This window comes from Corynebacterium sp. MSK204 (genome assembly GCF_030229885.1).
In the GTDB taxonomy this organism is placed as follows: Bacteria; Actinomycetota; Actinomycetes; order Mycobacteriales; family Mycobacteriaceae; genus Corynebacterium.
This window is the reverse complement of sequence record NZ_JASPGQ010000001.1, coordinates 172,785-197,472: the sequence shown is the minus strand read 5'-3', so window position 1 is coordinate 197,472 and position 24,688 is coordinate 172,785. Positions and strand designations below refer to the sequence as shown.

Below are 24,688 nucleotides of genomic sequence, written 5' to 3'. Positions count from 1 at the left end.
AGAAAGATGGGAAACCCTGGATACCTCCGTGGTGGTTTTCCTTTGTGCTACTGCCACTAATGGTCATCGCTGAATTCTATGTCAGTCAAGTAACTGGTTGGCGTGGAGTGTCCTCATCAGGCGTAGAGGGGGTGGCCTGGAGCGAAGTAAGCTCTGACGGCATCTTCCTTCACGTAGTGGGGTACATGGCTTTTTACTTCGTTCTAGTCTTGCCCATCTTCCTGGGTCGTAGATACCTACGGGAGAAACGGCAGAAGCAAGGCAGCGTACCGGATGGAAAGAGCAAAGGCGAGCAGCCCTAGATAGAACCGGATGACTGAGAGGATTTACCGCCCTCAGAAAGTAGAGGCCCCAGGGAGTTAGGTCCCACGCACATTGGGTGTCTGCTAAACAAGGAAACTTCAAACCCCGCCGCGTTTACCATTGCAAACTGCGGCGGGGTGAATCTTTATTTGGATTGTGCGCAATATCGACTAGCTAGGCCAATACCGGCTGCTTAGGCACAATCCTTACAGATGGGCATGCCATCTTCTTCGTGCGAATAACGCTTATTGGACTGGACCAAAAAGCAGGATCCGCAGGTAAATTCGTCTTCTTGACGGGGAACGACCTGTACGTTGAGTTCCTCGCCGGTCAGGTCAACTGATGGCGGTTGGAATGCTTCGACGATTTCGCCATCGTCATCCATGCCGTTGCTTTCGGGCTCAGCTGCTTTCAGTCCCTCTAAAGAGTCAGTTTCAAGTTCTTCTTCTGCGCCGCGGCGCGGTGCGTCATAATCGGTGGCCATAATACACGCCCCTATTAGTCGAGTTGCTTTAGGAATAGTTGTTTATCGATCGCGCATAGTAAAGGACAAACACCGATATGTCATCCTGCTGCTAAAAATTTCTTAGACCCTTCACCCCCGCATCGCCTCCTTAGCGCCATGTGCTGCCAAAAGATCCTCAAATGCGGGTGCCAAATTCACCCCCGCGGCCCAGGTTAATTCACCATCAGCGGACCCCTTGTCCAGCCCTGGGTGATGGACCTTCGCACCCGCCTCGCGGGCAATGAGAGCACCGGCGGCAAATCCCAAGCGTTAATGCCGTGCTCAAAATAGGCATCTACGCTCCCCTCGGCCACGCGGCACAGATCGAGGGCGGCTGCTCCAATGCGGCGGATATCGCGGACCTGCGGCAGCAACTTGGTCAGCAGCTCCGCCTGTTGCTTGCGCCGCTGTGCGCCATAGCCAAATCCCGTCGCAACCAAGGAAAGCGCGGGGTCATCTTGTTCACCGCACCGTAGCGAAGACCGCGTGCCATCCGCAGTGGCAACCGTGGCACCTTCGCCGGCCGCTGCGGAATACACCTGCCCCCGCGCCACATTGACCACAGCGCCTGCTACCAGGCGGCCATCGTATTCCGCGCCGATGGAGACCGCGTAGTCCGGAATGCCGTAAAGGAAATTGACCGTGCCGTCGATGGGGTCCACAATCCACCTGACCCCGGTCGTCCCGTCGAAGCTCGCGCCTTCCTCACCTAATAGGCCATCGCCAGGGCGGCTTTCCTTAATCGTGCGCGTAATAAACTCCTCGGTGGCGGTATCGACCTCCGTCACCGGGTCGACGGCGCTCGATTTTGTCTGGGTATGTGCCGCAATACCGTCTCCAGCAACCAAGTCGGCGCGGTGCGTGCGGATAAGTGCGGCCGCGCGCACGGCGGTAGATTCCGCAAAATCTCGCAGCTGCAGAAAATCTATGTCATGATCCATGCCAACCATTGTGCCTTCTTCTACACTTGCGAGCATGACTACTCATACTGGCCACTCATTTGGCATCGATATCGGCGGCTCAGGCATTAAGGGCGCAGAAGTCGACCTCAAAAACGGTGAATTCGTGGGCCCGCGGCTGAAGATCCCTACCCCACAGCCATCCACACCACATGAGGTAGCCACGGTGGTCGCCCAAATTGTGCGCGAAAAAGAGTGGGACAAGCCCGTCGGCATCACCTTGCCCTCGGTGGTGTCGAACCACACGGTGCACTCCGCTGCCAATATCTCACCTGAGTGGATAGGCGTGGATACCACCGAGTTGTTTTCGCGTTATCTAGACGTTGACTTTGTGGTCTTAAATGATGCCGATGCCGCAGGCCTTGCGGAAGTCGCGTATGGAAACGAGTTGGCCAAAACCGGATCCGTCATCTTTTTGACGCTGGGAACCGGCATCGGGTCAGCCTTCTTCCTCAACGGTCAGCTCTTCCCCAATACTGAGCTTGGCCACCTCATGGTGGGAACTGACGAGGCCGAGGCGATTGCGTCCTCCGCCGCCAAGGAACGCGAAGGACTGAAGTACAAGGAGTGGGCGCCTCGGCTCAATCGTGTGCTGCAGGAATACGAGAAATTATTTAATCCCCAGGCTTTCCTCATCGGGGGTGGCATATCTCGCAAATTCCACAAATGGGGCCCCCACTTAACTATTGATACCCCCGTAATGCCTGCACAGTTGCAAAATCGTGCGGGTATTGTAGGTGCAGCGATGGCGGTATTAGAAGGCCTAGAGCCATAAAATCGCCGTTGCAGTAACCCTATCTACCGGCATTGTGCAAAAATCGCCTATACTGGGCGGTCGATCCAAAATTGCATGGCTCTCGGGCGTGTCTGACCTGCATAAGGCCTACACCCGCTAGCATTTCTTAATGCTATTGCCACCCTGTGCGGGTGCGGTGAGCTATTCCCATCAAGTAGTAAGTCGAAAGGGCGTACGTGGCAGCCACTGATTCTTCAGACCAGGCACTCGGCGAGGACGATAAGTCTGTCGAGGCATCTACTCCTGCAAAGAAGACCGCCAAAAAGACGGCAAAGAAAACGGCGAAGAAAACCGCCAAGAAGACAGCTAAAAAGACGGCGAAAAAGACTGCCAAGAAAACGGCTAAGAAGACCGCCAAGAAGTCAGCGAAGAAATCAGCCAAGAAAGCTGTCAAAAAGACCGTGCGAGCCTCTGCGGCGGAACCGCAAGACTCCCCCGCAAACTCCGCGGAGAAAGCACCGTCGGAAGCTGAGGACGCAGAGGATCAGCTCGACGCCGTTGAGCAAGACACCCCTGCGGAAGACGTCGACTTCGACCCCACCCATGAGGACATCGAAGAGGACGAATTCGATGCCCCCACTGACCTCGATGAAGACGATATTCAGGAAGAGTTGGGCGAAGAAGAAGACGAGGACGAAGTAGAAGATACATCCTCGGTCTGGGATGAGGAAGAATCCGTCGCCCTGCGCCAGGCACGCAAGGATGCTCAGCTGACCGCCTCCGCCGACTCCGTGCGTGCGTACCTCAAGCAGATCGGTAAGGTTGCCCTGCTGAATGCTGAGCAGGAGGTCTCTTTGGCAAAGCGCATCGAGGCTGGCCTGTACGCGCAGCACCGCATGGACGAGATGGAAAAGGCTCGCGCGGAGGGCGATAAGGCTGCCAAGCTCTCCCCCATGGAAAAGCGCGACCTGCGCAGCATCGCAAGGGACGGGCGCAAGGCTAAGAACCACCTGTTGGAAGCCAACCTTCGCCTTGTGGTCTCCTTAGCCAAGCGCTATACCGGCCGCGGCATGGCTTTCTTGGACCTTATCCAGGAAGGCAACTTGGGCCTTATCCGTGCGGTGGAAAAGTTCGACTACACCAAGGGCTATAAGTTCTCTACCTACGCCACGTGGTGGATCCGCCAGGCCATTACCCGCGCAATGGCTGACCAGGCCCGCACCATCCGCATCCCGGTTCACATGGTGGAGGTCATCAACAAGCTGGGCCGCATCCAGCGCGAGCTGCTGCAGGACTTGGGCCGCGAGCCCACCCCGCAGGAGCTGGCAAAGGAAATGGACATCACCGAAGAAAAGGTGATGGAAATTCAGCAGTATGCGCGTGAGCCCATCTCGCTGGACCAGACCATCGGTGATGAGGGCGATTCTCAGTTGGGTGACTTCATCGAGGACTCTGAGGCCGTCATCGCCGTCGATGCCGTGTCCTTCACGTTGCTGCAGGACCAGCTCCAGGACGTGCTGACCACGTTGTCTGAGCGCGAAGCTGGCGTCGTGCGCCTGCGCTTCGGGCTTACCGATGGCATGCCGCGCACTTTAGACGAGATCGGCCAGGTCTACGGCGTTACCCGCGAGCGCATCCGTCAGATCGAGTCCAAGACGATGTCGAAGCTGCGCCACCCCTCTCGTTCGCAGGTATTGCGCGATTATCTCGACTAACTAGATCGCCCGCCCCGCACAGCATTAAGGCCGCACCACCGTGGTGCGGCCTTTTAATGTGCCTACTACCCTCCTGCGGGGCTGGCGCGGCGACAGCGGCGCGCCGCCAGCTAGCCGGCCAGCAGCCAACCAGCCACAAGGAGGCACGCTACCACTTGCGCAAGTAATTGATGCGCTCGCGCAGTTGGTCCGCGCTGCATAACGCGGTGGGCGGCCCACCGCAGGCCTTGCGGACCTCGGTATGGATGGCACCGTGCGGCCGGCCAGAGCTTTGCGCAGCGATGGAGACCACCGTGTTGAGCTCCTTGCGCAGCGCGCCGAGCTCATCCACCACACCGGTTTCCTCTGCGGAATCGGACTCTTGCTGCTTCGCGGCGGGCGCATGACCCATGCCGTAAATCTTGCGGCGGTGGGCCTCTTCTGCCTCGGCTGCCCGGCGCGCTTTTTCCTCAGCCTCGCGACGGTCCATTTCCTCGGATTGCTTCTTGCGCAGTAGGTCTTTGACCTGGTCGGCATCGAGGAGCCCGGGGATGCCAAGGAAATCGGCTTCTTCATCAGAGGTCATATCGCCGGTATTAAACTGCGATCCGTTATAGAGCAGGCCAGAGAATTCGGCTTCGGCGCCTAAGGACTCGTAGGACTTTTCCAGCATGTCCGGTTCGGTCTTTTTCTGGTTTGCCTGCTCGAGTAGCTCGTCGTCCCAGCCTTCTTTCTCGGTCTTTTCTTTGCCCAGGACGTGGTCGCGGGATTTTTCCATGTGCTCTGCAAGGCCGAGCAGCACGGGGACGGAGGGCAGGAATACCGAGGCGGTTTCACCCGGCATGCGGGAGCGCACGAAGCGGCCGATTGCCTGGGCGAAGAACAAGGGGGTTGACGCGGAGGTGGCGTAAACGCCCACCGCGAGGCGGGGCACGTCAACGCCCTCGGACACCATGCGTACGGCAACCATCCATTCATCGGTGGAGTCCGCAAATTCTTGAATGCGGTCCGAGGAGCCTGGGTCATCGGACAAAATGACCGAGACTGGGGTATTGGAGAGTTGCTTGAGGATTTTCGCGTAGGCGCGGGCGGTGGTGGTATCGGAAGCGAGCACGAGCCCGCCGGCATCCGGCATATTGCGCCGCATCTGCATGAGGCGGGTGTGCGCCGCCTGCAGCACGGCGGGGATCCATTCGCCCTTGGGATCGAGCGCGGTGCGCCAGGCGCGCGCGGTTTGTTCCACGTTCATGATGTCACCCAGGCGCGCGGAGTGCTCCTCCCCGGCGGAGTCCCGCCAGCGCGCCTCGCCGGAGTAGGACAAGAAGACGACGGGGCGCACGACGCCATCGGCAAGCGCATCGCCGTAATCGTAAGTGTGGTCGGCGCGCGAGACCTTGTGGCCTTCCCCATCGTCCTCATAGCGCACAAAGGGGATGGGTGATTCATCGGAGCGAAACGGCGTACCGGTCAGCGCGAGGCGGTGGTTGACGTCGTCGTAGGCCTCCTTGACGCCATCGCCCCAGCTTTTGGCATCACCGGCGTGGTGGATCTCGTCCAAGATCACCAAGGTGCGCCGCGCGGAGGCAACGGCGCGGTGCTTGAATGGGTGCATGCCCACTTGGGCATAGGTCACCACGATGCCATCCATGCTGGGGTTGACCGCAGAGGAATTCGTGAAGGCAGGATCCAAGGCCAAGCCCACCCGCGCGGCGGCGGCAGACCACTGCGTCTTCAGGTGCTCGGTCGGCACCACAACGATGACGCGCTCTACCGTGCGATCTTCCATGAGTTCCGTCGCGATGCGCAGAGCAAAGGTGGTCTTACCCGCACCTGGGGTCGCCACGGCCATAAAGTCTTGTGGCTTGGTGGCGAGGAATTTATCGAGGGCTGATTGCTGCCACGCGCGGAGGTTCGTCTTCTTAAACGTCCTCACTTGCGGCGGAGACCCTTAAAAACGCGTTCGCAATCGGGGCATACCGGCGAGCCCGGCTTTGCTTGTTTGGTTACCGGGAAGGTCTCACCGCACAGGGCAACGACGTACTTGCCGTTGACCGCGGAATCGAGTATCTGATCCTTTTTGACGTAGTGGAAGAACTTCGGCGTGTCATTATCCGTCGTCGAAGTGTCTTCACGAATATCTGGCCGTTCAATTGTCTTCGTAGTCGTAGTCACGCACCCCATTTTGCCGCATCTGCATCGAACTTTGCGAGTCATGCGTCTACTCTTGGAGAATATGCACACTCTACGCACTCCATTGCCGGCTCTCCTCTCCCCTCTTGTAGGGTTACGCGCCGCGCTCCAGGGAGGTGCGTAATTTAAGTGTTTGGCAAAAAGGAACGTTTTCTCATCACGGATGCCAAGCTCTCGCCCGCACAAGATCGCAGGCGCCGGGAGCTGTGGTACGGATTTTTCCAATTCCTGCGCGTGCCGTCCCTGCTCATTGCCGGGGTCTTTTTATACCTGCATTGGTGGCTGCTCGCGGCGATTATCGTGGGCGTGACCTTTCCTTTGCCGTGGATTGCCGTGGTCATTGGCAATAGCCGCGGGGAGAAGAAGGACAAGCGCGATAAAAATGTCTTTAAACCCGCGATGAATCGTCAGCTATATTCGCAGTATCAGAACCAACAGATTTCCCGCGGCGGCTCCAAGGCAATCGAATCTCAGCATTCCGTTATTGACCATGACGATACTGCCTCCGATTAGGCGCATAACCCGCATGAATAGCACGACTGGAAAGGATCTTCTCCCAGCATGACGTCCTTTGGCCCTCATTTCGATGCCGCCGCGGTGCGCGATCTTGCCCCAGAGCTAGCGGAGGCTTTTTCGCAGGCCGGTTTTACTACCGATGGTTTAGCGGGGCATTTGGGCCCGGAGCTTACGGAGGCCCTCTACCGCGGTGAGCCTGCCGCGGTGGCGCGCGGCACCGCCGGCAATACCAAGCTGGATACGCTCATCCGCTTCTTCCTGCTGCATGAGCATCTGCCTGCCACGCTGCTTGCCGATGCCCTCGGGGCCCGCCTTGCCGCCAAGCTCCTAGATGCCGGCGTGGCGCTTTCCGATGATTGCGGCAGCATCTACATTGCCCTCGATATCCGGCCCCATATCATCGTCGGCTCCAACCGCCTCGTCTTTTCCGATGTCGATGCCTCGCTGGTGAGCCACGTCCCCGGCGCGGATCACGTCTTGGGTGTCGGGGCGGCAAGCCTCTCACTCTTGCAATCGACGCCGGTAAGCCCGGTATCAACGGTGCTCGATCTGGGCACCGGTTCGGGAGTGCAATTGTTGGGTCAGCTCGAGTGCGCGCGCAGCATTACCGCGACAGATGTCCACCGGCGCGCGCTTGATTTGGCCGGCGCCACCGTCGCTGCCGCGGGGGCTAGTACAGAGGTAGAGCTTGTAGAGGGCTCGTGGTTCGAGCCCGTTGCGGGGCGCACCTTTGACCGCATCGTGGCCAATCCCCCGTTCGTCGTTGGCCTTCCCGAGGTGGGCCATGTCTATCGCGATTCTGGCTTGAACTTGGATGGGGCAAGCGAATTGGTTGTTTCTCAGGCCGTTGACCACCTCGCCCCGGGCGGAACCGCGCATTTGCTCGCCGCCTGGGTGCATACCGGTGGGCAGACTTGGCAGCAGCGCGTGGCCTCGTGGCTGCCGGATAAGGGTGTGGCTGCCTGGATCATTCAGCGGGATGTCGCCGATCCTTCCCTCTACGTATCCACGTGGCTGAAGGATGAATCGTTGGATGTGCGCAGCAACGAGGGCAAGGCGCGCTCTAAGGCCTGGCTGGATCATTTCCACCATCACGATGTCACGGGTATCGGGTTTGGGTTCGTCGCCATCCAAAAAATTGCCGAAGCCGCACCCTCCGATATCTTGGCTGAAGAAATGCCGCAGTACTTTAGCGACCCATTGGGACCCGAGGTGGAGGAATACTTCGCCCGCGTGGCATGGCTGCGCGACTTGGTTCCTGGTGAGCTGGAGGGAAAGCACTTCCAGGTGCGCCCACAGGTGGCGAAAGAAGAAGTCAGTGTGGCCGATACCGATAATAAACAAGGATTTAGCCGGGCGGTTATCCGCCTGACGCGTACCGATGGTCCCGGTGGAGCCACGAAGTCGATGAACACTTGGCAGCAATCGTAGCTGGCCTTTCTCCCCACGGGCTCAACCTTGGAGAGACCGTTGGCCTGTATGCGGTGGCGCACGGCTTCGATGAGACAGAACTGACCGCGGCCGCGCTTCCCGCCATCATCGATATGGTTCGCCATGGCCTGCTCATCCCCGCCGATCTGTTGCTCGAGGATGACGCTTCCCCGGCTGCCTACACCGATTAGCGCCGAATAACACTGAAGAGCACTGAATAGCCAGGAAAGGAAGATACAAGCATGCGCGCAGTCCTAACCCGCGTATCCGAAGCAGCCGTCACCGTTGCGGGCGAGACCGTCGGCGCCATCGACTGCCCTGAGACGGGTGGGCTTTTAGCCCTCGTCGGTGTCTCCCGAGAGGATTTAGCCGATTGGAAACCGCGTGCAGAAAAGATGGCCCGCAAGATAGCGGAGCTGCGCATCCTAGACGGTGAAGTATCGGTTGCCGATGCCGGAGCCCCAGTCTTGGTGGTCAGTCAGTTCACGCTGTATGGCCGCACCGCCAAAGGGAGGCGCCCATCATGGGCCGATGCGGCCCCGGGAGAAGAGGCCGAGCCGGTCATCGAGTACATCATCGAGCGACTCCGCGAGCGTAATATCGCGGTCGAATCAGGCCAATTCGGGGCTATGATGCGCGTATCGTCCGTCAACGAGGGGCCCTTCACGGTTTTGGTCGAGACCTAATTTCTTCTCCCGCATTTTCTCTTTATCCGGCGCCTACCTGCACGAGTGCCCGCCCACGCCCGCGGCTATCTATGAGCCAGATCGCACAACCGCCCACTTTGTTCAACAATGCATATCTCTGGGTGCCGCGCAAGCTTTTTTAGAGTGATAATTAACCTACTCAAAATGTAATAATTTATTATCAAACAGCATTACCGTGGGCTTATACTTAACGTGTAACGAAGCGAATGGGCTGGATACAAGCTGAAAGATTAATTTCAGGCCCTTGCCCGCGCACGCTGGTGAGAGAAAATATTTTCTCACTCCAGGGTGACAGGAGCCCTCAAGCTTCGGTCAACCCCATGCAGAGGAGGAAAGAAAATGTCCCACAAGCTCTTGCGCCACGGACAAGTCGAGCACCCGGAACACGACGCGCAGATTCCGGAACAACTACCCGCAGAAGAAAAGCCACCCGCTGACGGCATAGAGACCCCCTTTGCGGGGCAAGAAGGCGCCCCAGCGTGGAATAAGGAAGACACCGTATGGATGCTCTCCCTATTCGGCACCGCCATTGGTGCCGGCGTGCTCTTCCTTCCCATCAACGCGGGCATCGGCGGCATCATCCCGCTTCTTATCATGACCGTCGTCGCCTTGCCGATGACCTATTGGGCCCACCGCGGCATGACCCGCCTGGTCCTCTCCAGCTCAAAGCCAGACGGCGATCTCACCGACGTCGTGGAGGAACACTTCGGCGTTAAAGCCGGCGTGTTGATGAATATCCTCTACTTCCTCTCCGTCTACCCCATCCTGTTGGTGTACTCGGTAACCATCACCAACACGGTGAACTCCTTCCTGGAACACCAGCTAGGTATCACCCCTCCAGATCGCTGGCTTACCTCGCTTGTCCTCGTAGGCGGCCTCATCCTCGTTGTGCGCATGGGCAAAAACGTGGTCGTCCACGTCATGTCCTACTTGGTCTACCCGTTCATCGGCATCTTGGTGCTGCTCTCGCTGTACCTCATCCCCAAGTGGAATACCGCACTCTTTGACAGCTTCGACCTCAGCGTCGCACGCGAAGCCTCTGGACACAGCATGGGCATTACCTTGATGCTCTTGGTCCCAGTCATGGTCTTTTCCTTCAACCACTCGCCCATGATTTCTTCCTTCGCCGTCGACCGCCGCCAGACCTACGGCAAGTACGCGGAATACAAGTCCCGCAAGATCTTGCTCCGCGCGGAAATCCTCATGGTCGTCGTCGTGATGTTCTTCGTCTTCTCCTGCGCGCTGAGCCTATCGCCTGCGGATATGGCCGAGGCCAAGGAACAAAACATCACCATCTTGTCTTACCTGGCCAACCACTTTGACAACCCCGTCATCCAGTGGATTGCCCCCATCATCGCCATGATTGCCGTAGCCAAGTCCTTCTTGGGCCACTACTTGGGCGCTGCAGAAGGCTTCGAAGGCCTCCTTGTCAAAGGCAGCAAGAATGCTAATAAAGATGATGCAGAATCCAGCCACAAGCTCGACACCATCACGCTCGTCTTCATGCTGGTTACCGCATGGCTCGTTGCCTGGGCGGATCCTTCCATCCTCGGCATGATTGAGACCCTATGCGGCCCGACCATCGCCATCATGCTGTTCCTTATCCCGATGGTCGCCATCCACAAGGTCCCAGCGCTCGCCCGCTTCAAGGGCAAGGCCTCCAACTACTTCGTCTTCATCATGGGCCTCGTTGCCCTCGCCACCATCATCTACTCCATCGTGCAGGCTTTCTAAGCAGCACCCGCTTCTCAGGATTTTCCAGGAGAAAACCATGTTCATCAGCATCTTCGATATGTTCAAGATTGGTATCGGCCCCTCAAGCTCACACACGCTTGGGCCAATGAAAGCCGGCAAGGCCTTCGTCGATGAGCTCAAAGAAAAAGGCCTCATGGATAAGGTCACCCGCGTCCAGGCTAACGTCTACGGCTCCCTGTCCTTGACTGGTGTGGGCCACTCCACCGATAAGGCCATCCTGTTGGGCCTGGCCGGCGAAGAACCAGAAAGCGTCGATATCGACGGCATCTCCGCCTTCATGAAAGAGGTCAACCAGAGCGAAACGCTCCTGCTCGGTGGCACGCACACGGTGAGCTTCCCCAAGGACGGCGGCTTTTACTTCCACGATGAATACCTCCCCATGCACGAAAACGGCATGTGCCTTATCGCCTTTGCCGGCGAGGAAGACATCCTGCACAAGACCTACTACTCGGTAGGCGGCGGGTTCATCGTCAAGCAAGAAGACTTCGCCATGCGCGGCCAAGATACCGTCGACGTTCCATTCGCTTATTCCAGCGCGGAAGAACTACTGGCGCTGTGCGAAACCAATAATATGACGCTGCCGGAGCTCGGTCGGGCCAACGAACGGGCGCTGCACAGCGACGAGGACATCGACGAGCACCTGCGCAAGGTCCGCGATGTCATGTACACCGGCATCAAGCGCGGCTCCACCACCGATGGCCCGCTCCCCGGTGCCCTGCTCGTACCGCGCCGCGCCGCCGCCCTGAAGCGCAGGCTGGAACAATCCGACCCGCACGATGGCCTCAACATTTTGAGCTGGGTGAATATGTTTGCCCTGGCCATTTCGGAGGAAAATGCCGCGTGTGGCCGCGTCGTCACCGCACCCACCAACGGCGCATGCGGCGTCGTGCCTGCGGTGCTGGCCTATTTCGATGAATTCGTCGAGCCGGTTACCCCGAGCATGTTCGCGGATTATATCTTCGCCTGCAACCACATCGCCGCGCTCTACAAGATGAATGCCTCCATTTCCGGTGCGGAAGTAGGCTGCCAAGGAGAAATCGGCGTCGCTTGTTCCATGGCCGCGGCCGGGTTGGCCCAACTGATGGGGGCAACGCCGGAACAGGTCTGCGTGGCGGCCGAAATCGGCATGGAACACAAATTGGGCCTGACCTGTGACCCGGTCCTCGGCCAGGTGCAAGTCCCTTGCATCGAGCGCAATGCCGTAGCGGCGGTAGACGCCATCACCAGCGCACGCATGGCCCTGGACCGCGAAAGCAAGCCGTGTGTCAGCCTCGATGAGGTCATCTGGACTATGTACAACACCGGCAAGGATATCAACGCCAAGTACAGGGAAACCTCACAAGGCGGCCTCGCCCTTGCCGTCCACCCACCTATCCCGGTATGTGGTTAATGCCGGCAACCTAGGCTCCGGAAAGAGCGCCCTAAAAGGAGGCGAGTACTTGGGCACGGCCGGGTACTCGCCTCCTTTGTCGTTACTTTGTGGTACCTTATCAATAATCTGACAGGAATTATAAGGACATGCTTCAGCTGATGAATCTTTCTAGCAGCCATGCCCCCGAAGAAAACTTCCTCGAGCAGTACATACCACTCGTCGATTTCCTCGGTCAGGCCATGGGCCCCAACACCGAAATCGTGCTCCATGATCTCGATGTACCCGATAAATCCATCATCGCCATTGCCAATGGGCACATTTCCGGCCGCGAACTAGGCGGCCCGGTCACAGACTTTGCGCTCTGGTTCATGAAACAGGGCGACGCCGCGGCCGTTCCTATGATGACGGGGTACCGCGCGGTCAATAGCGAGGGAAAAGTCTGCCGCTCCTCGAGCTATTTCCTGCGCGATGCCACCGGCCATATGCGCGGCATGCTTTGCATCAATGTGGAATTATCCGAGCTTATCCAGATCCGCGATGCGGCTAACGCGTTGATAGGCGGTACCGAGCCGGCCATCGATAAGGCGAAGGCCTTCGGCGGCTACCCCGGCACCACCGCACCGCAGCGCACTCCCGCCCCGGAAGCACCCGCGCAGAAAAAGCCGGAGGCACCTTACAGCGAATCGCTGCGCTCCAACGTCGAGCATCTCTTGGACTCCATGCTGGATTCCGCGATTTCTACGCACTCCACCCCGGTCGAGTCGATGCAGCGCCACGAACGGCTAGAGGTCATCGCTTCCCTCGAGGATGCTGGCTTCTTCCTCCTCAAAGGCGGCATCGCCGCGGCGGCCACCCGGCTCGGCGTATCTGAACCCACGGTCTATCGCTACCTCGTACAGGTCCGCGGCTAAGACTACCCCGCCACGTGGATGTAGCATTTTTACTGCATTCACGTGGCACATGCGCTTGCCGACGCCCCCAAAAAGGTGGGGCACGCCGCCCGGCACGTCGCTGTTTTAAACATTTCAGGATGGGTGGGAACTAAATGCGTCCTCACACCGTTGTACTTTTTGAAACAGGCGACAATTTCAGGAGGCTGAAAAGATGACGAATCCATCTGCCAACACCGCCAATGGCACTTCGACTGCCACTACTGATGAAGAACAGGAAGTAGACCGCGGGTCTCGCCGCAATCAAACCAATGACAATCCCTCCGCGGACTTGGTACGCGTCTACCTCAACGGAATCGGTAAGACCGACCTGCTCAGTGCCGAGGACGAGGTTGAACTCGCGCAAACCATCGAGGTAGGCCTGTACGCAGAATACAAGCTCAATAATGCAGAGAAGCTGACGCGCGCAGAAAAGCGCGACCTGAAGATCTTGGCCCGCGAAGGCAAGAAGGCCCGCTCCCACCTGCTGGAGGCAAACCTTCGCCTCGTAGTCTCCCTGGCCAAGCGTTACACCGGCCGCGGAATGCCGCTATTGGACCTCATCCAAGAGGGAAACCTGGGCCTCATCCGCGCCATGGAAAAGTTCGATTACGCCAAGGGCTTTAAGTTCTCCACCTACGCCACGTGGTGGATCCGTCAGGCCATTACCCGCGGCATGGCCGACCAATCGCGCACCATCCGCCTGCCAGTCCACCTGGTGGAACAGGTGAATAAGCTTTCCCGCATCAAGCGTGAGATGTATCAGTCCTTGGGCCGCGAGGCGACCAATGAGGAGCTGTCTGAAGAATCCGGCATCGATGAGAACAAGATCGAGATGCTGCTGCGCCAGTCCCGCGATCCCGTCTCGCTCGATATGCCCGTCGGCACCGATGAGGAAGCCCCATTGGGTGACTTCATCGAGGATGCTGAGGCCACCGATGCTGAGACCGCCGTCGTGGCCTCCATGCGCCACTCCGATATCCGCGGCGTCATCGACACCCTAGAAAAGCGCGAGCAGGACGTCATTCGCCTGCGCTACGGCTTGGATGACGGCGTGCCACGCACCCTTGACCAGATTGGTCGCCGGTTCGGGCTCTCCCGCGAACGCGTACGCCAAATCGAGCGTGAGGTCATGGCAAAGTTGCGCGATGGCAACCGCGCCGACCGCCTGCGCGAGTACGCGCTATAGAACTTTTCGCCTCCTGAACCTTATTTAATCGCGACCTCGACTGTGCCGCCGAGAAATTTCCCAGTGCGCTTTCGAGGTCGCGTTCTCTATGCAAGCGGCGAGCGAAAACTCGTCTCCTTAAAATCTCTCCAGCAAACTTAGGGCGACTTAAGCTAGTCTGGATACAGAATGTAAAAAGCGCTGTCTGCTTTGCGCACGGCACGCATTACTGTTTTCAAAGAAAGGGATGCCCACGTGAGGGACCTCGTTGATACTACTGAGATGTACCTTCGAACCATTTATGAATTGGAAGAAGAAGGCATCACTCCCCTGCGCGCCCGGATTGCGGAACGCCTAGAGCAATCCGGACCTACCGTATCCCAAACCGTTGCTCGCATGGAGCGCGATGGCCTCCTCCACGTTCGTTCGGACAGGAGCTTGGATCTAACCGAAAAGGGACGCGAACTGGCTACGGCAGTGATGCGCAAGCACCGACTCGCGGAGCGTTTGCTTACTGATGTCCTCGGACTCGATATCAGCAAGGTCCACGATGAGGCCTGCCGCTGGGAGCACGTGATGAGCGAGGAGGTGGAAAAGCGCATGGTATCGGTCCTCGATGACCCCAGCCGCTCGCCTTTTGGCAACCCCATTCCGGCGCTGGCAGAACTGGGCTTCCAGGTCCCCGAGCCATCGATCGGGACGAGGGCTATCGATCTCCCCGATGGCGAAGAGAAGTCCGCCAAGATTATCCAGATTAACGAGATCTTGCAGGTGGATGAGGCCACCTTCCGGGAACTCGCAGAGGCTGGCATCCGCATCGGTACCGAGGTCACCGTGGTCAATAATGGCGGCACGATTTCGCTTACCACTCCCTCGGGTAAGGTCATCACCTTGGCAGATGATCTCGCACACGCCGTGCGCGTGGAGGTCTAGGCCATGAAGCTTTTGGTTACCGGCGGTGCTGGCTATGTCGGAAGCGTGTGTTCCGCAGTCCTCGTTGAGCAAGGCCACGACGTCACCATTATCGATAACTTTTCTACGGGCAATAGGGATGCCGTGCCGCCCTCGGCCCGCGTGGTAGAAGGCGATGTGGCCGACAAAGCCGCAGAGGTACTGGGTGAGGGTGGCTTCGAGGGCGTCCTCCACTTCGCCGCCCGCTCGCTCGTCGGTGAATCCGTGGAAAAGCCGGACGAATATTGGCAGCACAACGTCGTAACCACGTTGCGCTTGCTCAACGCCATGCGCGATAACGATGTCAAAAGCCTCGTCTTTTCTTCCACCGCAGCCACCTACGGCGAACCGGAGCAGGTCCCTATTACTGAGGACATGCCGACCCAGCCCACGAACCCCTATGGCGCTAGCAAATTGGCTATCGACTACATGATTACCTCTTTTGCACAGGCCTTTGGGCTCGCGGCAACGTCCCTGCGCTATTTCAACGTCGCTGGCGCCTACGGCTCTATCGGCGAAAACCGCGAGATTGAAACCCACCTCATCCCCATTGTCCTGCAGGTTGCTCTGGGGCACCGCGATAAGATTTTCATGTTTGGCACGGATTGGGATACCCCGGATGGAACGCCGGTGCGCGACTACATCCACATCCGCGATCTTGCCGATGCCCACGTGCTTGCCCTCCACAGCAATGCCCCTGGCACCCACCGGATCTATAACTTGGGTTCCGGGGAGGGATACTCCGTCAAGCAGGTCATCGAGATGTGCCGGAAAGTCACCGGCCACGAGATCCCGGCGGAGATCGCCCCGCGCCGTGCCGGAGACCCAGCCACGCTGATTGCCTCCTCAGATAAGATCAAGCGGGAGCTGGACTGGAATCCCCAGCGCACCGACCTGGAAACCATCGTGACCGACGCGTGGAATTTCACGCGCCAGCTGGGCGATCGGGCGCATTCGGCGCGGCGCTAAAGCGCGGGGCTACACAAAGCCATCGGCATCAATACCTGCTGCCTCCCGCGCCGCGTCACAACCGCGGCTCAGGCTGGTAATGAGGCGTTCTCCCATTCCGCTGCGATAGGCCTGGGCGATGAGCTGGCTTAAATTGTGCCCCGGTGCCTCATCGATGGCGACGGTAAGCGCCGGGCCGGCATAGAGCCCGAATTTCTGCGCCACCTGGGTCGCGGCAAATAGCGCCAGCGCGTTAAAGCGGATGGTGCCGCCAAAGGTGCGCGCCGTGGCGAGGAGCAAGGTACCGGCCGCGTGCGGGGATTCGACGAGGTCCCGGATGACCAAGTCGCGCATCCACGTCGTCGACATCCACATCGCTCCCACGCAGAGTAATTCTTCGTTGTCTAGGGTCTCTTCCAGCGTCTCTACCTCGCTTAATACATACTGCACATCCGCGATGAGGTGTTGGACCACCCGCGTTGGATCCGTTGTGCCGTAGCCGTGGCCGGCGCGCATCTGCCGCGACAATTCCTCAGCGCAGCGCTGCATGGACCCGATTTCTTCGTGCCCGAAGTAAGGGTTGTGCGGGGCGAATTGTTGGACAAGCTCGTCGCGGGAAAGCTCCGGCAAGGTGCCGTTTTCTACGCAGGCGCGCATAGAGGAACTGGTGGAAATAGCGGGAATGGTTCCCTCAGTCCACGCCTGCATAGGGCCCTTGCCATTTCCGGTGCTAAAGCCAAAGACGAGGTCGTAGGCGGTGGACGTTGCAATTTCTTCTACCAGCCAGCAGGCATCGATTCCGGTGCCCTCGTCATCTTCGAAGTGGTAGAGCGATTCGATCATCTCCCAGAGCTCTACTTCCTCGCGCTGGGAAATGATAAAGCCTAGGACTACTTCCGGGTTGCCGCAGTGAAAGGCGCTCATGATTTCTGGCAGGGCGGCGGGGACATCGGACAAGTCTATGCGCGCGACAGGACCCATGGTGCGGCCTGCTGGGGTTGGTTCGATGGAGATGAGCACGATGGACTCTGCTGGGAAGAATCCGAGGATTCCTGGAATATTGGCAAGGATATCGCCGGGTGTACGGATGGGCTGTAGTGGTGTTGTGATCTTCATGGCTTCTAGCTTCGGGGCCCGCGGCAACTGCCGAAAGCCCAGCGCGGGCAGAGGGCCGAAATCTGTGGATAAGGTGGGTGGAAGGGGGCATCGGCAAGCAGTTATGCACAGGCCCGCCGCACCGGCCCTAGCGCCGGTTGCCTCGTTAGGGCATAATGGGTTATTTAACTACTCCGCGAACACTGAACTGAGTGCGTGTGGGAATAGTGCGGTCCTGGCGGTCGTTGATCTAGATTAAGAGACCAAGGAGGTAACACATCATGCACGAAGAAGAGCGCAGCATGTACGAATTGGAGTACCCCGCTCCGGTGGTCAAGGACAATTCCGGTGAAGGAAAAGGCCCCACCATGATTGTTGCCATGCACGGCTATGCCGATGCGGGCCAGGCCGTTGAGTCGAGCGCCGATCACCTCAAGGCCGCGCTGGAAAACCGCCAGCTAGCCTCCTTTAACTCTGATGAGCTCATCGATTATCGCTCCCGCCGCCCCGCCGTCACCATCGATAATGACCGGGCACTCGAGGTAGAACCCATGGATTTGGGCTTGAAGGTGCTCCGGGATAATTCCGGCAAGTCCTTCCTCCTTCTGTCTGGCCCCGAGCCGGATATGCGCTGGGACGCATTTACCACGGCGGTGGTCAAGCTGGTGGAGAAATTCGATATTGAAGACACCATCATGCTCTACGCTGCGCCGATGCCCGTACCGCACACCCGCCCCACCGTGGTCACCGCGCACGGTACTGCCTCCCGCCTGACGGACAGCATGGTCAAGATGGATTCGACCATGATGGTTCCGGGCGCCGCGGCGCTCTATATAGAAAAGGCCCTAGCGGATAAGGGCCGGACGGTGGCGGGCTATACCGCGCACGTGCCGCACTACTTGGCCGCGTCCCCCTACCCGCAGGCGACCCTGGAGCTCCTTGGCTCTGTGGCTAAGGCCGCCCAACTCAATATCCCGCTGGGCAGCATCGAGGCGGATATTTCCCGCGTCGAGGGCCAGCTGGATGAGCAGGTCAATGGCTCCGAAGAGATTGAGGGCGTGGTCCAGCAATTGGAGCAGCAGTACGATGCCTTCATGGAACGCTACCGCCAGGAGCACCCGCAAGCCATCATGCCGGGCGAGGAAGCCGTGCCCAGCGCTGAGGAAATCAGCGAAGAATTCGAAGCCTTCCTCGCCTCGCTCGATGAAGACGATAGCGAGGAGATTATTCACACGGATATCGATGACCGCGAAGACTCTGCCGACGATGACGATGACAGAGACTTAGGCGACGATATCTAACGAACCCGCCCCCATCGCCGCTAAGGTGGTGGGGGTGAACTTATCTCAACAGCTGCCAGATTTAACGGAAGTCCCCGAGTCCCTCATCGATGAGGCCATTTGGGATACTTTTAACTCGTGGACCACCAGCAAGGGAATCAATCTATATCCCGCGCAGGAGGAGGCCTTGCTCGGTATCCTGGCCAGAGATAACGTTATCCTCGCGACCCCAACGGGTTCGGGAAAGTCCATGGTGGCCAACGCCGCCCACTTCATCGCCCTCGCCCGCCGGCAGCGGAGCTTTTATACCGCGCCCATTAAGGCGCTGGTAAGCGAGAAGTTCTTTGCGCTGTGTGAAATCTTCGGCGCGGAGAACGTGGGCATGATGACTGGCGATGCCACCGTAAACGGCAACGCCCCCATCATCGCCGCCACCGCCGAGATCGTTGCGAATATCGCGCTTCGCGATGGCGCCGAGGCCAACATCGACCAGGTGGTGATGGATGAATTCCACTACTACTCCGATCCTGATCGCGGCTGGGCATGGCAGGTGCCGCTCCTAGAACTGCCCAAGGCGCAATTCCTCTTAATGTCGGCCACGCTAGGTGATACCGACTGGCTGCAGGAAGATCTCACCCGCCGCACAGGGCGCGAGACCAATCTGGTGGCTGGGTCCACCCGCCCGGTGCCGCTGGATTTCTCGTATGTTTTTAGCGCGGTGCACGAAACCATCGAAGAGCTACTCGCTCATAATAAGGCGCCCATTTACGTTGTGCACTTTTCCCAGCGCGAGGCCGCCGAACGGGCCCAAGCCCTGACCTCGCTGTCTGGCATCATTAGCAAAGAGGAAAAGGAAAACATCGCTGAAGAAATCGGCGGGTTCCGCTTTACCACTGCCTTTGGCAAAGACCTCTCAAAGTTGCTTCGCAAGGGCATTGGCATCCACCACGCGGGAATGCTGCCCAAGTACCGGCGGCTTGTGGAGCGCCTCGCGCAACGCGGCCTTCTCAAGGTCATTTGCGGTACCGATACCCTGGGAGTGGGCATCAATGTGCCCATCCGCACCGTATTGATGACCGGCCTGGCCAAATTTGATGGGCAACGCCAGCGCATCTTGAAATCCCGCGAATTCCACCAGATTGCGGGGCGCGCTGGGCGTGCGGGCTACGACACGGAAGGCACCGTCGTCGTCGAGGCCCCCGAACATGAGATTGAAAATGCCAAGGCCCGCAGGCGCATTGGCGATGACCCGAAGCGGCTCAAGAAGCTTAAGAAAAAGTCCGCACGCGAGGGCGAAGTCTCTTGGTCCGAGAAGACCTTTGCGCGGCTGACGGAAGCAGAACCAGAGCAGTTGACCTCGCAATTCCGGGTCTCGAATTCGATGCTGCTCAATGTCTTAGCCCGCCACGGCGATGGTTATGCGCATATGCGCCACCTCTTGCGCGATAATCACGATCCCCGCAGCAAGCAGAATAAAGATATCCTCACCGCCCTCGACCTCTTCCGTGGATTGGTGGATTCCGGGGTGGTCCAAAAATCCACCAAGGGGCTGGATATCTACGGCCGCCCCTACCACCTCGTGCGGGAGTTGCCGCGCGACTTTGCCCTGAACCAGCCCCTCGGCCCCTTTGCCTTGGCCGCGCTCTCCCTGTTGGACCCGGAGGCGGAAAGCTATCACCTTGATGTGATCTCGGTCTTTGAGGCGATCCTCGATGATCCCCGGCAGGTGCTGCAGGCCCAGCAGAAGAAGCGGCGCGGGGAGGAAATTGCCGCCCTCAAGGCGGACGGGGTGGACTACACCGACCGCATGAATATCGTGGAGGATATTACCTGGCCCAAGCCCCTAGAGGAGCTGCTCGAGCAGGCCTACGATACCTTTGCGGAGACCAATGCGTGGGTGAAGGAATTCGAGCTGCGGCCCAAATCCGTGGTGCGCGACATGGTGGAAAACGCCATGACCTTCTCAGACTTGGTGGCCACTTACGGCTTAGCCCGGTCTGAGGGCGTTATTCTCCGCTACCTCACCGATGCCTGGCGCACCCTCAAACAGTCCATCCCCGATGAATATACGACGCCCCAAATTGAAGACATCATTATCTGGTTGGGCGAGCTTATCCGCCAGGTGGATTCCTCGCTTGTCGATGAATGGGCGCAGATGGTCGGCGAGGACTCCCCCATCGATCAAGATACGCTCGACCGCGAGCTGGCCTTCGGCGTCGAAGATCCTACTGCGCTTACCGCTAACCGACGCGCCTTTGGCATCATGGTGCGCAATTACATGTTCCGCCTCGCGCAACTCTTCGCGCTGGAGGAAGAAGACCGCCTGGCCGAGGTATTGGATTATCTGGACGAGGTCCCCGATTTTGGCGCCGTCTTGGATGACTACTTTGACGAATACGACGATATTGATACCGGCCCTGAGGCGCGCGGCCCGGAGTACTTCCGGTTGGAAGAATCCAGCTCCCGCAGCTGGCCCGTGCGGCAAATTATCAAGGACCCGGCAGGAGATCGCGCCTATCAATTCGTCGCCACGGTCGATCTGGATGCCTCCGATGAAGCCGGTGAAGTCCGCCTGTCGGAGTTGCGCGTCGAGTATTAATCACACGCGGGTTAGCTAAAACGATAAAAGCCACCCCCCTGCGCTGCACCCGGAATCCTATGGGAAACCGAAAGCAGCGCGCGGGGGTGGCTTATTCTCAAGGCTAATTAAGCAGCGCTTTTAGCGTGCAGCCTCAATCTGGACGGCCTGTGCGACTGCCTGAATGACAGAAGCAACCTTGATGGCCTCCCAGACCTGCTCCTTGGTCGCGCCAGCATCGTTGATCTTCTGGGTGTGGGCGCCCAAGCAGTGCTCACAGCCGTTGATAGCGGACACGGCGATATTCCACAGCTCGAAGTTAGCGTCTTCCACGCCCGGCTTGGAGATGAAGTTCATCCGCAGGCCGAACTTAACCTGTGCGTAGTCATCGCCCAACCAGCTCTTGGCGCGGTAGGCAACGTTGTTCATTGCCATCACGGTGGCAGCGCCGTAAGCGGCGTTGATGGCTTCCTCAGAGAGGTGCTCTTGCGCCTCTTCCGCGATTTCAGAAATCACGGTGTCATTGCGGGTAGCTGCCGCCGAGGCCAGCAGGGTGCCCCACAGCTGCTCTTCATCCAGCTCGGTGGTGCGGGTCAACGCGCCGAGGTTGAGCTTCTGATCCTTGGCGTACTCAGGCAGTGCTGACTTCAAGTTCTCGATAGACACAGTCTTTCTCCTTCTCAATCTTTTCTCAGTAACTTAAATTGCAAGTCGGGTGCGGGCCCTCCCCGCCTCATGGGGCGGGGACAGCGCTCACGCGTAACTAATGCTTAAAGCTGGGACTGAACGACGTCCATCTTGTCGATGTTCTTCGTTGGGTCATTCTTCTCCCAGTTGCAGGCGCAGACCTCTTCGGACTGCAGTGCGTCGAGGACGCGCAGGACCTCGTCAACGTTACGGCCCACAGCGTCCGGGGTAACGGAGACGAACTGGATGACACCATCTGGGTCGATGATGAAGGTTGCGCGGTCAGCAACGCCGTCAGCGTTTTCTACGCCCAGTGCGCGAATCAGGTCGTGGCGCACGTCGGAGAACATCGGGAACGGAACGTCCTTCAGGTCCGGGTGGGTTGCGCGCCAGTTGAAGTGAGCGAACTCGTTATCGGTGGAGCCGCCCAGCACCTGGGTGTCGCGGTCCTGGAACTCTTCGTCCAGCTTGCCAAAGGCAGCGATCTCGGTCGGGCACACGAAGGTGAAGTCCTTGGGGTAGAAGAAGACGACCTTCCACTTGCCCTCGTACTTGTCCAGAGAAACCTGCTCGAAGTAGTCCTCTGGCTGGCTAGCGTTAACGTTGTGCAGGTCGCCGCCGGTTAGGGCGGTGAGGTCGAATTCTGGGAACTTTTCGCCAACGGTCATGATAGGCATGTTCTTCAACTCCTTCTTAAAAGGGTAATCTTTTTTAAGTTTCCGACAGTCCTGTGCCAAGGACCACGGGCCGGACCCTCTCCGGCCCAACACCAAAGACAATACCATTAATTCCGGTCACGTCAATAGCTAATCCTATAGATAAATGTTAGAGTGATAGGCATGCATAATAAAGAGTATCGACCAACACTTGCCCAGCTGCGCACGTTTGTCACCGTGGCGGAAAATAAGCACTTCGGCACCGCTGCCGCGAAGCTGGAGATCTCTCAGCCTTCCCTCTCCCAGGGCCTGGTAGCGCTCGAGCAGGGGCTCGGCGTGCAACTCATCGAGCGCTCCACCCGCAAGGTCATCGTAACCTCGGCCGGCGAAACGCTATTGCCCTATGCCAAGTCCACCCTCGAGGCCGCCGATACCTTCCTCGCGCACGCCCGCGGCGCCCATGGCACGCTGTCCGGCCCGCTGACCATCGGCGTCATCCCAACCATCGCCCCGTATATCCTCCCGGACTTGCTGGCGATGATTACGGAGACCTACCCAGAACTTGAGCCGCGCTTTGTGGAGGAGCAAACCCAGCACCTCATCGCGCGCCTGCGCAACGGCAACCTCGATTTAGCCGTCCTCGCCTTGCCTTCAGAGGCCACGGGCATGGTCGACAGCCCTCTGTACACCGAGGACTTCGCCCTCGTCAGCCCACCCGATCACCCCATCGCCGGGCGTACGGACGTCCAGGTTGCGGAGTTGCGGGACTTGGATTTGCTGCTGCTTGACGATGGCCACTGTCTCCGCGACCAAATCGTCGATCTCTGCCGGCACGCCCACGTCAACCCGGCAGAGGCAACGAATTCCGTCACGCGCGCCTCATCACTGACCACTATTATGCAGTTGGTCATGGGCGGGCTCGGCTGCACCCTTATCCCCAAGTCCGCTTTGGCCACCGAATGCCACGGCAAGAACCTCGGCATAGCTTACTTTGACCCCGATGTCACCGCCGAGCGCGAAATCGGCCTCGTCTTCCGCTCCTCTGCCGCACGCAGTGAAGAGTTCCGCGAATTCGGTACCCTGATTACCGCCGCTTATGAAAATGCCCTCGCCCGCTCGCTCGAGCACTAAATCGCCACACACGTTGAAGGCCACCGAAGCAATACCTCGGTGGCCTTCAACAATAGTTAAGCGCTTACGCAGCTTGGCCGGTCGCGCGGCCCGCACACTGGCGGAACAGATAAGCCGTAGACAGTACCGTAACCGGTACGGCGACAATCAAGCCAACCAGTAATAGGATGCCGCCGGAAATGGTGATCAGCGCGTTGAGCACCGTCAGCAGCAAGAGCTGGCCGTAGTTTCCTTTACCGGCCTTAAACCCGTTCTTAATGGCCTGGCCAACCCCGTCACCGTCGGCTGCAAACCACTGCATCAGCATATAAAGCGGCTGGATGAATAGGCCGATGAGAGCCACTACAGCCATGACTCCGAAAAATCCCGCCATGGCTTCCAATGCCTCGTCCTCGGTGGCGTTGGTGCCCGCGTCTGGGCCGAGGAAAATCGAGCCACCAACGAAGATGAACATTACTACCGAGGTAATAATGCCGATGATGATCATGATCGCCAGCGGCTGCCACCACCGCACTTCCTTGCCCACATAGCTCCACCCAGTGCGCGGATCATCGATCTGGAAGAGCGCCAGCCGCATCACCAACAAGGTGACGACGGCCATGATCACGTAGGACACGATCTGCACAATGGATCCCGCACCGGAGGCATCCGCACCCTCTGCGGGAGCAACGGCTATGCTTACGCCGGAAAAAGCGATGACAATGACGCCAACGAGCAAGGCACCGAGGATCCACAATTTCCAATTCTTAGATACCGTGCGAAAGGCCCACGAAATCGAATCAATGGCCGAGGGCTTTCCGGTAAACCCGCCGGAATTTACGGTATTATCCTGTGCTTGGTAGCCCGCATATCCTTGGTTTCCGGAGCTTTCGTGGCTGCCACTCTCGTGGCTGCCGCCATAGGACGGCAGGCTTCCGTAGCTCGGCTGATCTTCTGGGTGGTCAGTCGGTTCATAGCGCGGAAAATCGTCATTTCCACCGGATTTATCGTCGTTCATCAGCGGTGCCTTCCTTCTGCATTCGGGTTGGGCGCAACGAGAAAAGTATCGTTGAGATAAGTGCTTTCACAATAGCAACTTTTTCCACTCCACGTAACCG

20 protein-coding genes and 2 pseudogenes are annotated in these 24,688 nt (G+C 58.7%); 14 read left to right on the top strand and 8 right to left on the bottom strand.

What is annotated here, in order from left to right; all coding sequences use genetic code 11:
* Window positions 1-496: 496 nt before the first annotated feature.
* Entirely contained in the window at window positions 497-787 is a 291-nt protein-coding gene (locus QP908_RS00930) for a DUF4193 domain-containing protein (protein WP_023022651.1), read from the bottom strand.
* A 111-nt stretch (window positions 788-898) separates the two neighbouring features.
* Window positions 899-1,785, bottom strand: a pseudogene (locus QP908_RS00925) (inositol monophosphatase family protein).
* On the opposite strand from QP908_RS00925, the gene ppgK reads away from it, so the two are divergent.
* Window positions 1,784-2,542, top strand: coding sequence for a polyphosphate--glucose phosphotransferase (gene ppgK / locus QP908_RS00920; RefSeq protein WP_239269826.1), 759 nt, complete (start codon window positions 1,784-1,786; stop codon window positions 2,540-2,542). The pseudogene QP908_RS00925 and the gene ppgK sit on opposite strands and share 2 nt — an antisense overlap.
* Window positions 2,543-2,739: 197 nt before the next feature.
* Window positions 2,740-4,218 carry an RNA polymerase sigma factor gene (locus QP908_RS00915; protein WP_239269827.1) on the top strand — a complete coding sequence of 493 codons (1,479 nt, stop codon included), beginning with the start codon at window positions 2,740-2,742 and terminating at the stop codon, window positions 4,216-4,218.
* A 148-nt stretch (window positions 4,219-4,366) separates the two neighbouring features.
* Here QP908_RS00915 and QP908_RS00910 read toward each other — a convergent pair whose 3' ends face one another.
* A complete protein-coding gene (locus tag QP908_RS00910; protein WP_239269828.1) occupies window positions 4,367-6,130 on the bottom strand; it encodes a DEAD/DEAH box helicase in 1,764 nt (587 codons plus the stop codon).
* Entirely contained in the window at window positions 6,127-6,378 is a 252-nt protein-coding gene (locus tag QP908_RS00905; RefSeq protein ID WP_005278940.1) for a DUF3039 domain-containing protein, read from the bottom strand. Before QP908_RS00905 ends, QP908_RS00910 begins: the two co-directional genes overlap by 4 nt.
* A 138-nt stretch (window positions 6,379-6,516) precedes the next feature.
* Here QP908_RS00905 and QP908_RS00900 point away from each other — a divergent pair, with 138 nt between their 5' ends.
* The 9 genes and pseudogenes from QP908_RS00900 to galE all read left to right on the top strand — a co-directional run bounded on the left by QP908_RS00900 (window position 6,517) and on the right by galE (window position 16,185).
* Window positions 6,517-6,900: a DUF3099 domain-containing protein gene (locus tag QP908_RS00900; protein ID WP_284771465.1), complete on the top strand. Its 384-nt coding sequence runs from the start codon at window positions 6,517-6,519 to the stop codon at window positions 6,898-6,900.
* Window positions 6,901-6,948: 48 nt separating this feature from the next.
* Window positions 6,949-8,525: pseudogene (locus QP908_RS00895) on the top strand (DUF7782 domain-containing protein).
* Between the two features lie 51 nt (window positions 8,526-8,576).
* On the top strand, window positions 8,577-9,020 hold the full coding sequence (dtd, locus tag QP908_RS00890; RefSeq protein WP_126319197.1) for a D-aminoacyl-tRNA deacylase: 444 nt from the start codon (window positions 8,577-8,579) through the stop codon (window positions 9,018-9,020).
* A 360-nt stretch (window positions 9,021-9,380) separates the two neighbouring features.
* The gene (locus QP908_RS00885) at window positions 9,381-10,775 is read left to right on the top strand and encodes an SLC5/6 family protein (RefSeq protein WP_284771464.1); all 1,395 of its coding nucleotides are present in this window, start codon (window positions 9,381-9,383) and stop codon (window positions 10,773-10,775) included.
* 37 nt (window positions 10,776-10,812) lie between these two features.
* Entirely contained in the window at window positions 10,813-12,186 is a 1,374-nt protein-coding gene (locus tag QP908_RS00880) for an L-serine ammonia-lyase (RefSeq protein ID WP_284771463.1), read from the top strand.
* A 128-nt stretch (window positions 12,187-12,314) separates the two neighbouring features.
* On the top strand, window positions 12,315-13,079 hold the full coding sequence (locus QP908_RS00875) for a helix-turn-helix transcriptional regulator (protein ID WP_023022681.1): 765 nt from the start codon (window positions 12,315-12,317) through the stop codon (window positions 13,077-13,079).
* A 193-nt stretch (window positions 13,080-13,272) separates the two neighbouring features.
* Window positions 13,273-14,286: a sigma-70 family RNA polymerase sigma factor gene (locus tag QP908_RS00870; protein ID WP_005278926.1), complete on the top strand. Its 1,014-nt coding sequence runs from the start codon at window positions 13,273-13,275 to the stop codon at window positions 14,284-14,286.
* A 234-nt stretch (window positions 14,287-14,520) separates the two neighbouring features.
* The gene (locus tag QP908_RS00865) at window positions 14,521-15,198 is read left to right on the top strand and encodes a metal-dependent transcriptional regulator (RefSeq protein ID WP_023017369.1); all 678 of its coding nucleotides are present in this window, start codon (window positions 14,521-14,523) and stop codon (window positions 15,196-15,198) included.
* Between the two features lie 3 nt (window positions 15,199-15,201).
* The gene (galE, locus tag QP908_RS00860) at window positions 15,202-16,185 is read left to right on the top strand and encodes a UDP-glucose 4-epimerase GalE (protein WP_284771462.1); all 984 of its coding nucleotides are present in this window, start codon (window positions 15,202-15,204) and stop codon (window positions 16,183-16,185) included.
* 9 nt (window positions 16,186-16,194) lie between these two features.
* Here galE and QP908_RS00855 read toward each other — a convergent pair whose 3' ends face one another.
* Complete coding sequence (locus QP908_RS00855; RefSeq protein WP_284771461.1) at window positions 16,195-17,280, bottom strand: DUF4192 domain-containing protein; 1,086 nt, start codon at window positions 17,278-17,280, stop codon at window positions 16,195-16,197.
* 260 nt (window positions 17,281-17,540) lie between these two features.
* Here QP908_RS00855 and QP908_RS00850 point away from each other — a divergent pair, with 260 nt between their 5' ends.
* Window positions 17,541-18,560: a PAC2 family protein gene (locus QP908_RS00850; RefSeq protein ID WP_284771460.1), complete on the top strand. Its 1,020-nt coding sequence runs from the start codon at window positions 17,541-17,543 to the stop codon at window positions 18,558-18,560.
* 34 nt (window positions 18,561-18,594) lie between these two features.
* Window positions 18,595-21,138 carry a DEAD/DEAH box helicase gene (locus QP908_RS00845; protein ID WP_284771459.1) on the top strand — a complete coding sequence of 848 codons (2,544 nt, stop codon included), beginning with the start codon at window positions 18,595-18,597 and terminating at the stop codon, window positions 21,136-21,138.
* Window positions 21,139-21,258: 120 nt separating this feature from the next.
* Here QP908_RS00845 and ahpD read toward each other — a convergent pair whose 3' ends face one another.
* Window positions 21,259-21,783, bottom strand: coding sequence for an alkylhydroperoxidase, AhpD family (gene ahpD, locus QP908_RS00840; protein WP_239269837.1), 525 nt, complete (start codon window positions 21,781-21,783; stop codon window positions 21,259-21,261).
* A gap of 104 nt (window positions 21,784-21,887) precedes the next feature.
* Window positions 21,888-22,481: a peroxiredoxin gene (locus QP908_RS00835; protein WP_023017366.1), complete on the bottom strand. Its 594-nt coding sequence runs from the start codon at window positions 22,479-22,481 to the stop codon at window positions 21,888-21,890.
* 162 nt (window positions 22,482-22,643) lie between these two features.
* Here QP908_RS00835 and QP908_RS00830 point away from each other — a divergent pair, with 162 nt between their 5' ends.
* Window positions 22,644-23,591, top strand: coding sequence for a hydrogen peroxide-inducible genes activator (locus QP908_RS00830; RefSeq protein ID WP_239269838.1), 948 nt, complete (start codon window positions 22,644-22,646; stop codon window positions 23,589-23,591).
* Window positions 23,592-23,655: 64 nt separating this feature from the next.
* On the opposite strand, the gene QP908_RS00825 is transcribed toward QP908_RS00830, so the two are convergent.
* Window positions 23,656-24,588 carry a hypothetical protein gene (locus tag QP908_RS00825; RefSeq protein ID WP_284771458.1) on the bottom strand — a complete coding sequence of 311 codons (933 nt, stop codon included), beginning with the start codon at window positions 24,586-24,588 and terminating at the stop codon, window positions 23,656-23,658.
* Window positions 24,589-24,688: the final 100 nt, after the last annotated feature.

Excerpts from the sequence above, each read along its gene's own strand:
- QP908_RS00930 (WP_023022651.1), bottom strand. The coding sequence starts at position 787 with ATGGCCACCGATTATGACGCACCGCGCCGCGGCGCAGAAGAAGAACTT.
- ppgK (WP_239269826.1), top strand. The coding sequence starts at position 1,784 with ATGACTACTCATACTGGCCACTCATTTGGCATCGATATCGGCGGCTCA.
- QP908_RS00905 (WP_005278940.1), bottom strand. The coding sequence starts at position 6,378 with ATGGGGTGCGTGACTACGACTACGAAGACAATTGAACGGCCAGATATT.
- dtd (WP_126319197.1), top strand. The coding sequence starts at position 8,577 with ATGCGCGCAGTCCTAACCCGCGTATCCGAAGCAGCCGTCACCGTTGCG.
- QP908_RS00885 (WP_284771464.1), top strand. The coding sequence starts at position 9,381 with ATGTCCCACAAGCTCTTGCGCCACGGACAAGTCGAGCACCCGGAACAC.
- QP908_RS00880 (WP_284771463.1), top strand. The coding sequence starts at position 10,813 with ATGTTCATCAGCATCTTCGATATGTTCAAGATTGGTATCGGCCCCTCA.
- QP908_RS00875 (WP_023022681.1), top strand. The coding sequence starts at position 12,315 with ATGCTTCAGCTGATGAATCTTTCTAGCAGCCATGCCCCCGAAGAAAAC.
- QP908_RS00870 (WP_005278926.1), top strand. The coding sequence starts at position 13,273 with ATGACGAATCCATCTGCCAACACCGCCAATGGCACTTCGACTGCCACT.
- galE (WP_284771462.1), top strand. The coding sequence starts at position 15,202 with ATGAAGCTTTTGGTTACCGGCGGTGCTGGCTATGTCGGAAGCGTGTGT.
- QP908_RS00855 (WP_284771461.1), bottom strand. The coding sequence starts at position 17,280 with ATGAAGATCACAACACCACTACAGCCCATCCGTACACCCGGCGATATC.
- QP908_RS00850 (WP_284771460.1), top strand. The coding sequence starts at position 17,541 with ATGCACGAAGAAGAGCGCAGCATGTACGAATTGGAGTACCCCGCTCCG.
- QP908_RS00835 (WP_023017366.1), bottom strand. The coding sequence starts at position 22,481 with ATGCCTATCATGACCGTTGGCGAAAAGTTCCCAGAATTCGACCTCACC.
- QP908_RS00830 (WP_239269838.1), top strand. The coding sequence starts at position 22,644 with ATGCATAATAAAGAGTATCGACCAACACTTGCCCAGCTGCGCACGTTT.
- QP908_RS00825 (WP_284771458.1), bottom strand. The coding sequence starts at position 24,588 with ATGAACGACGATAAATCCGGTGGAAATGACGATTTTCCGCGCTATGAA.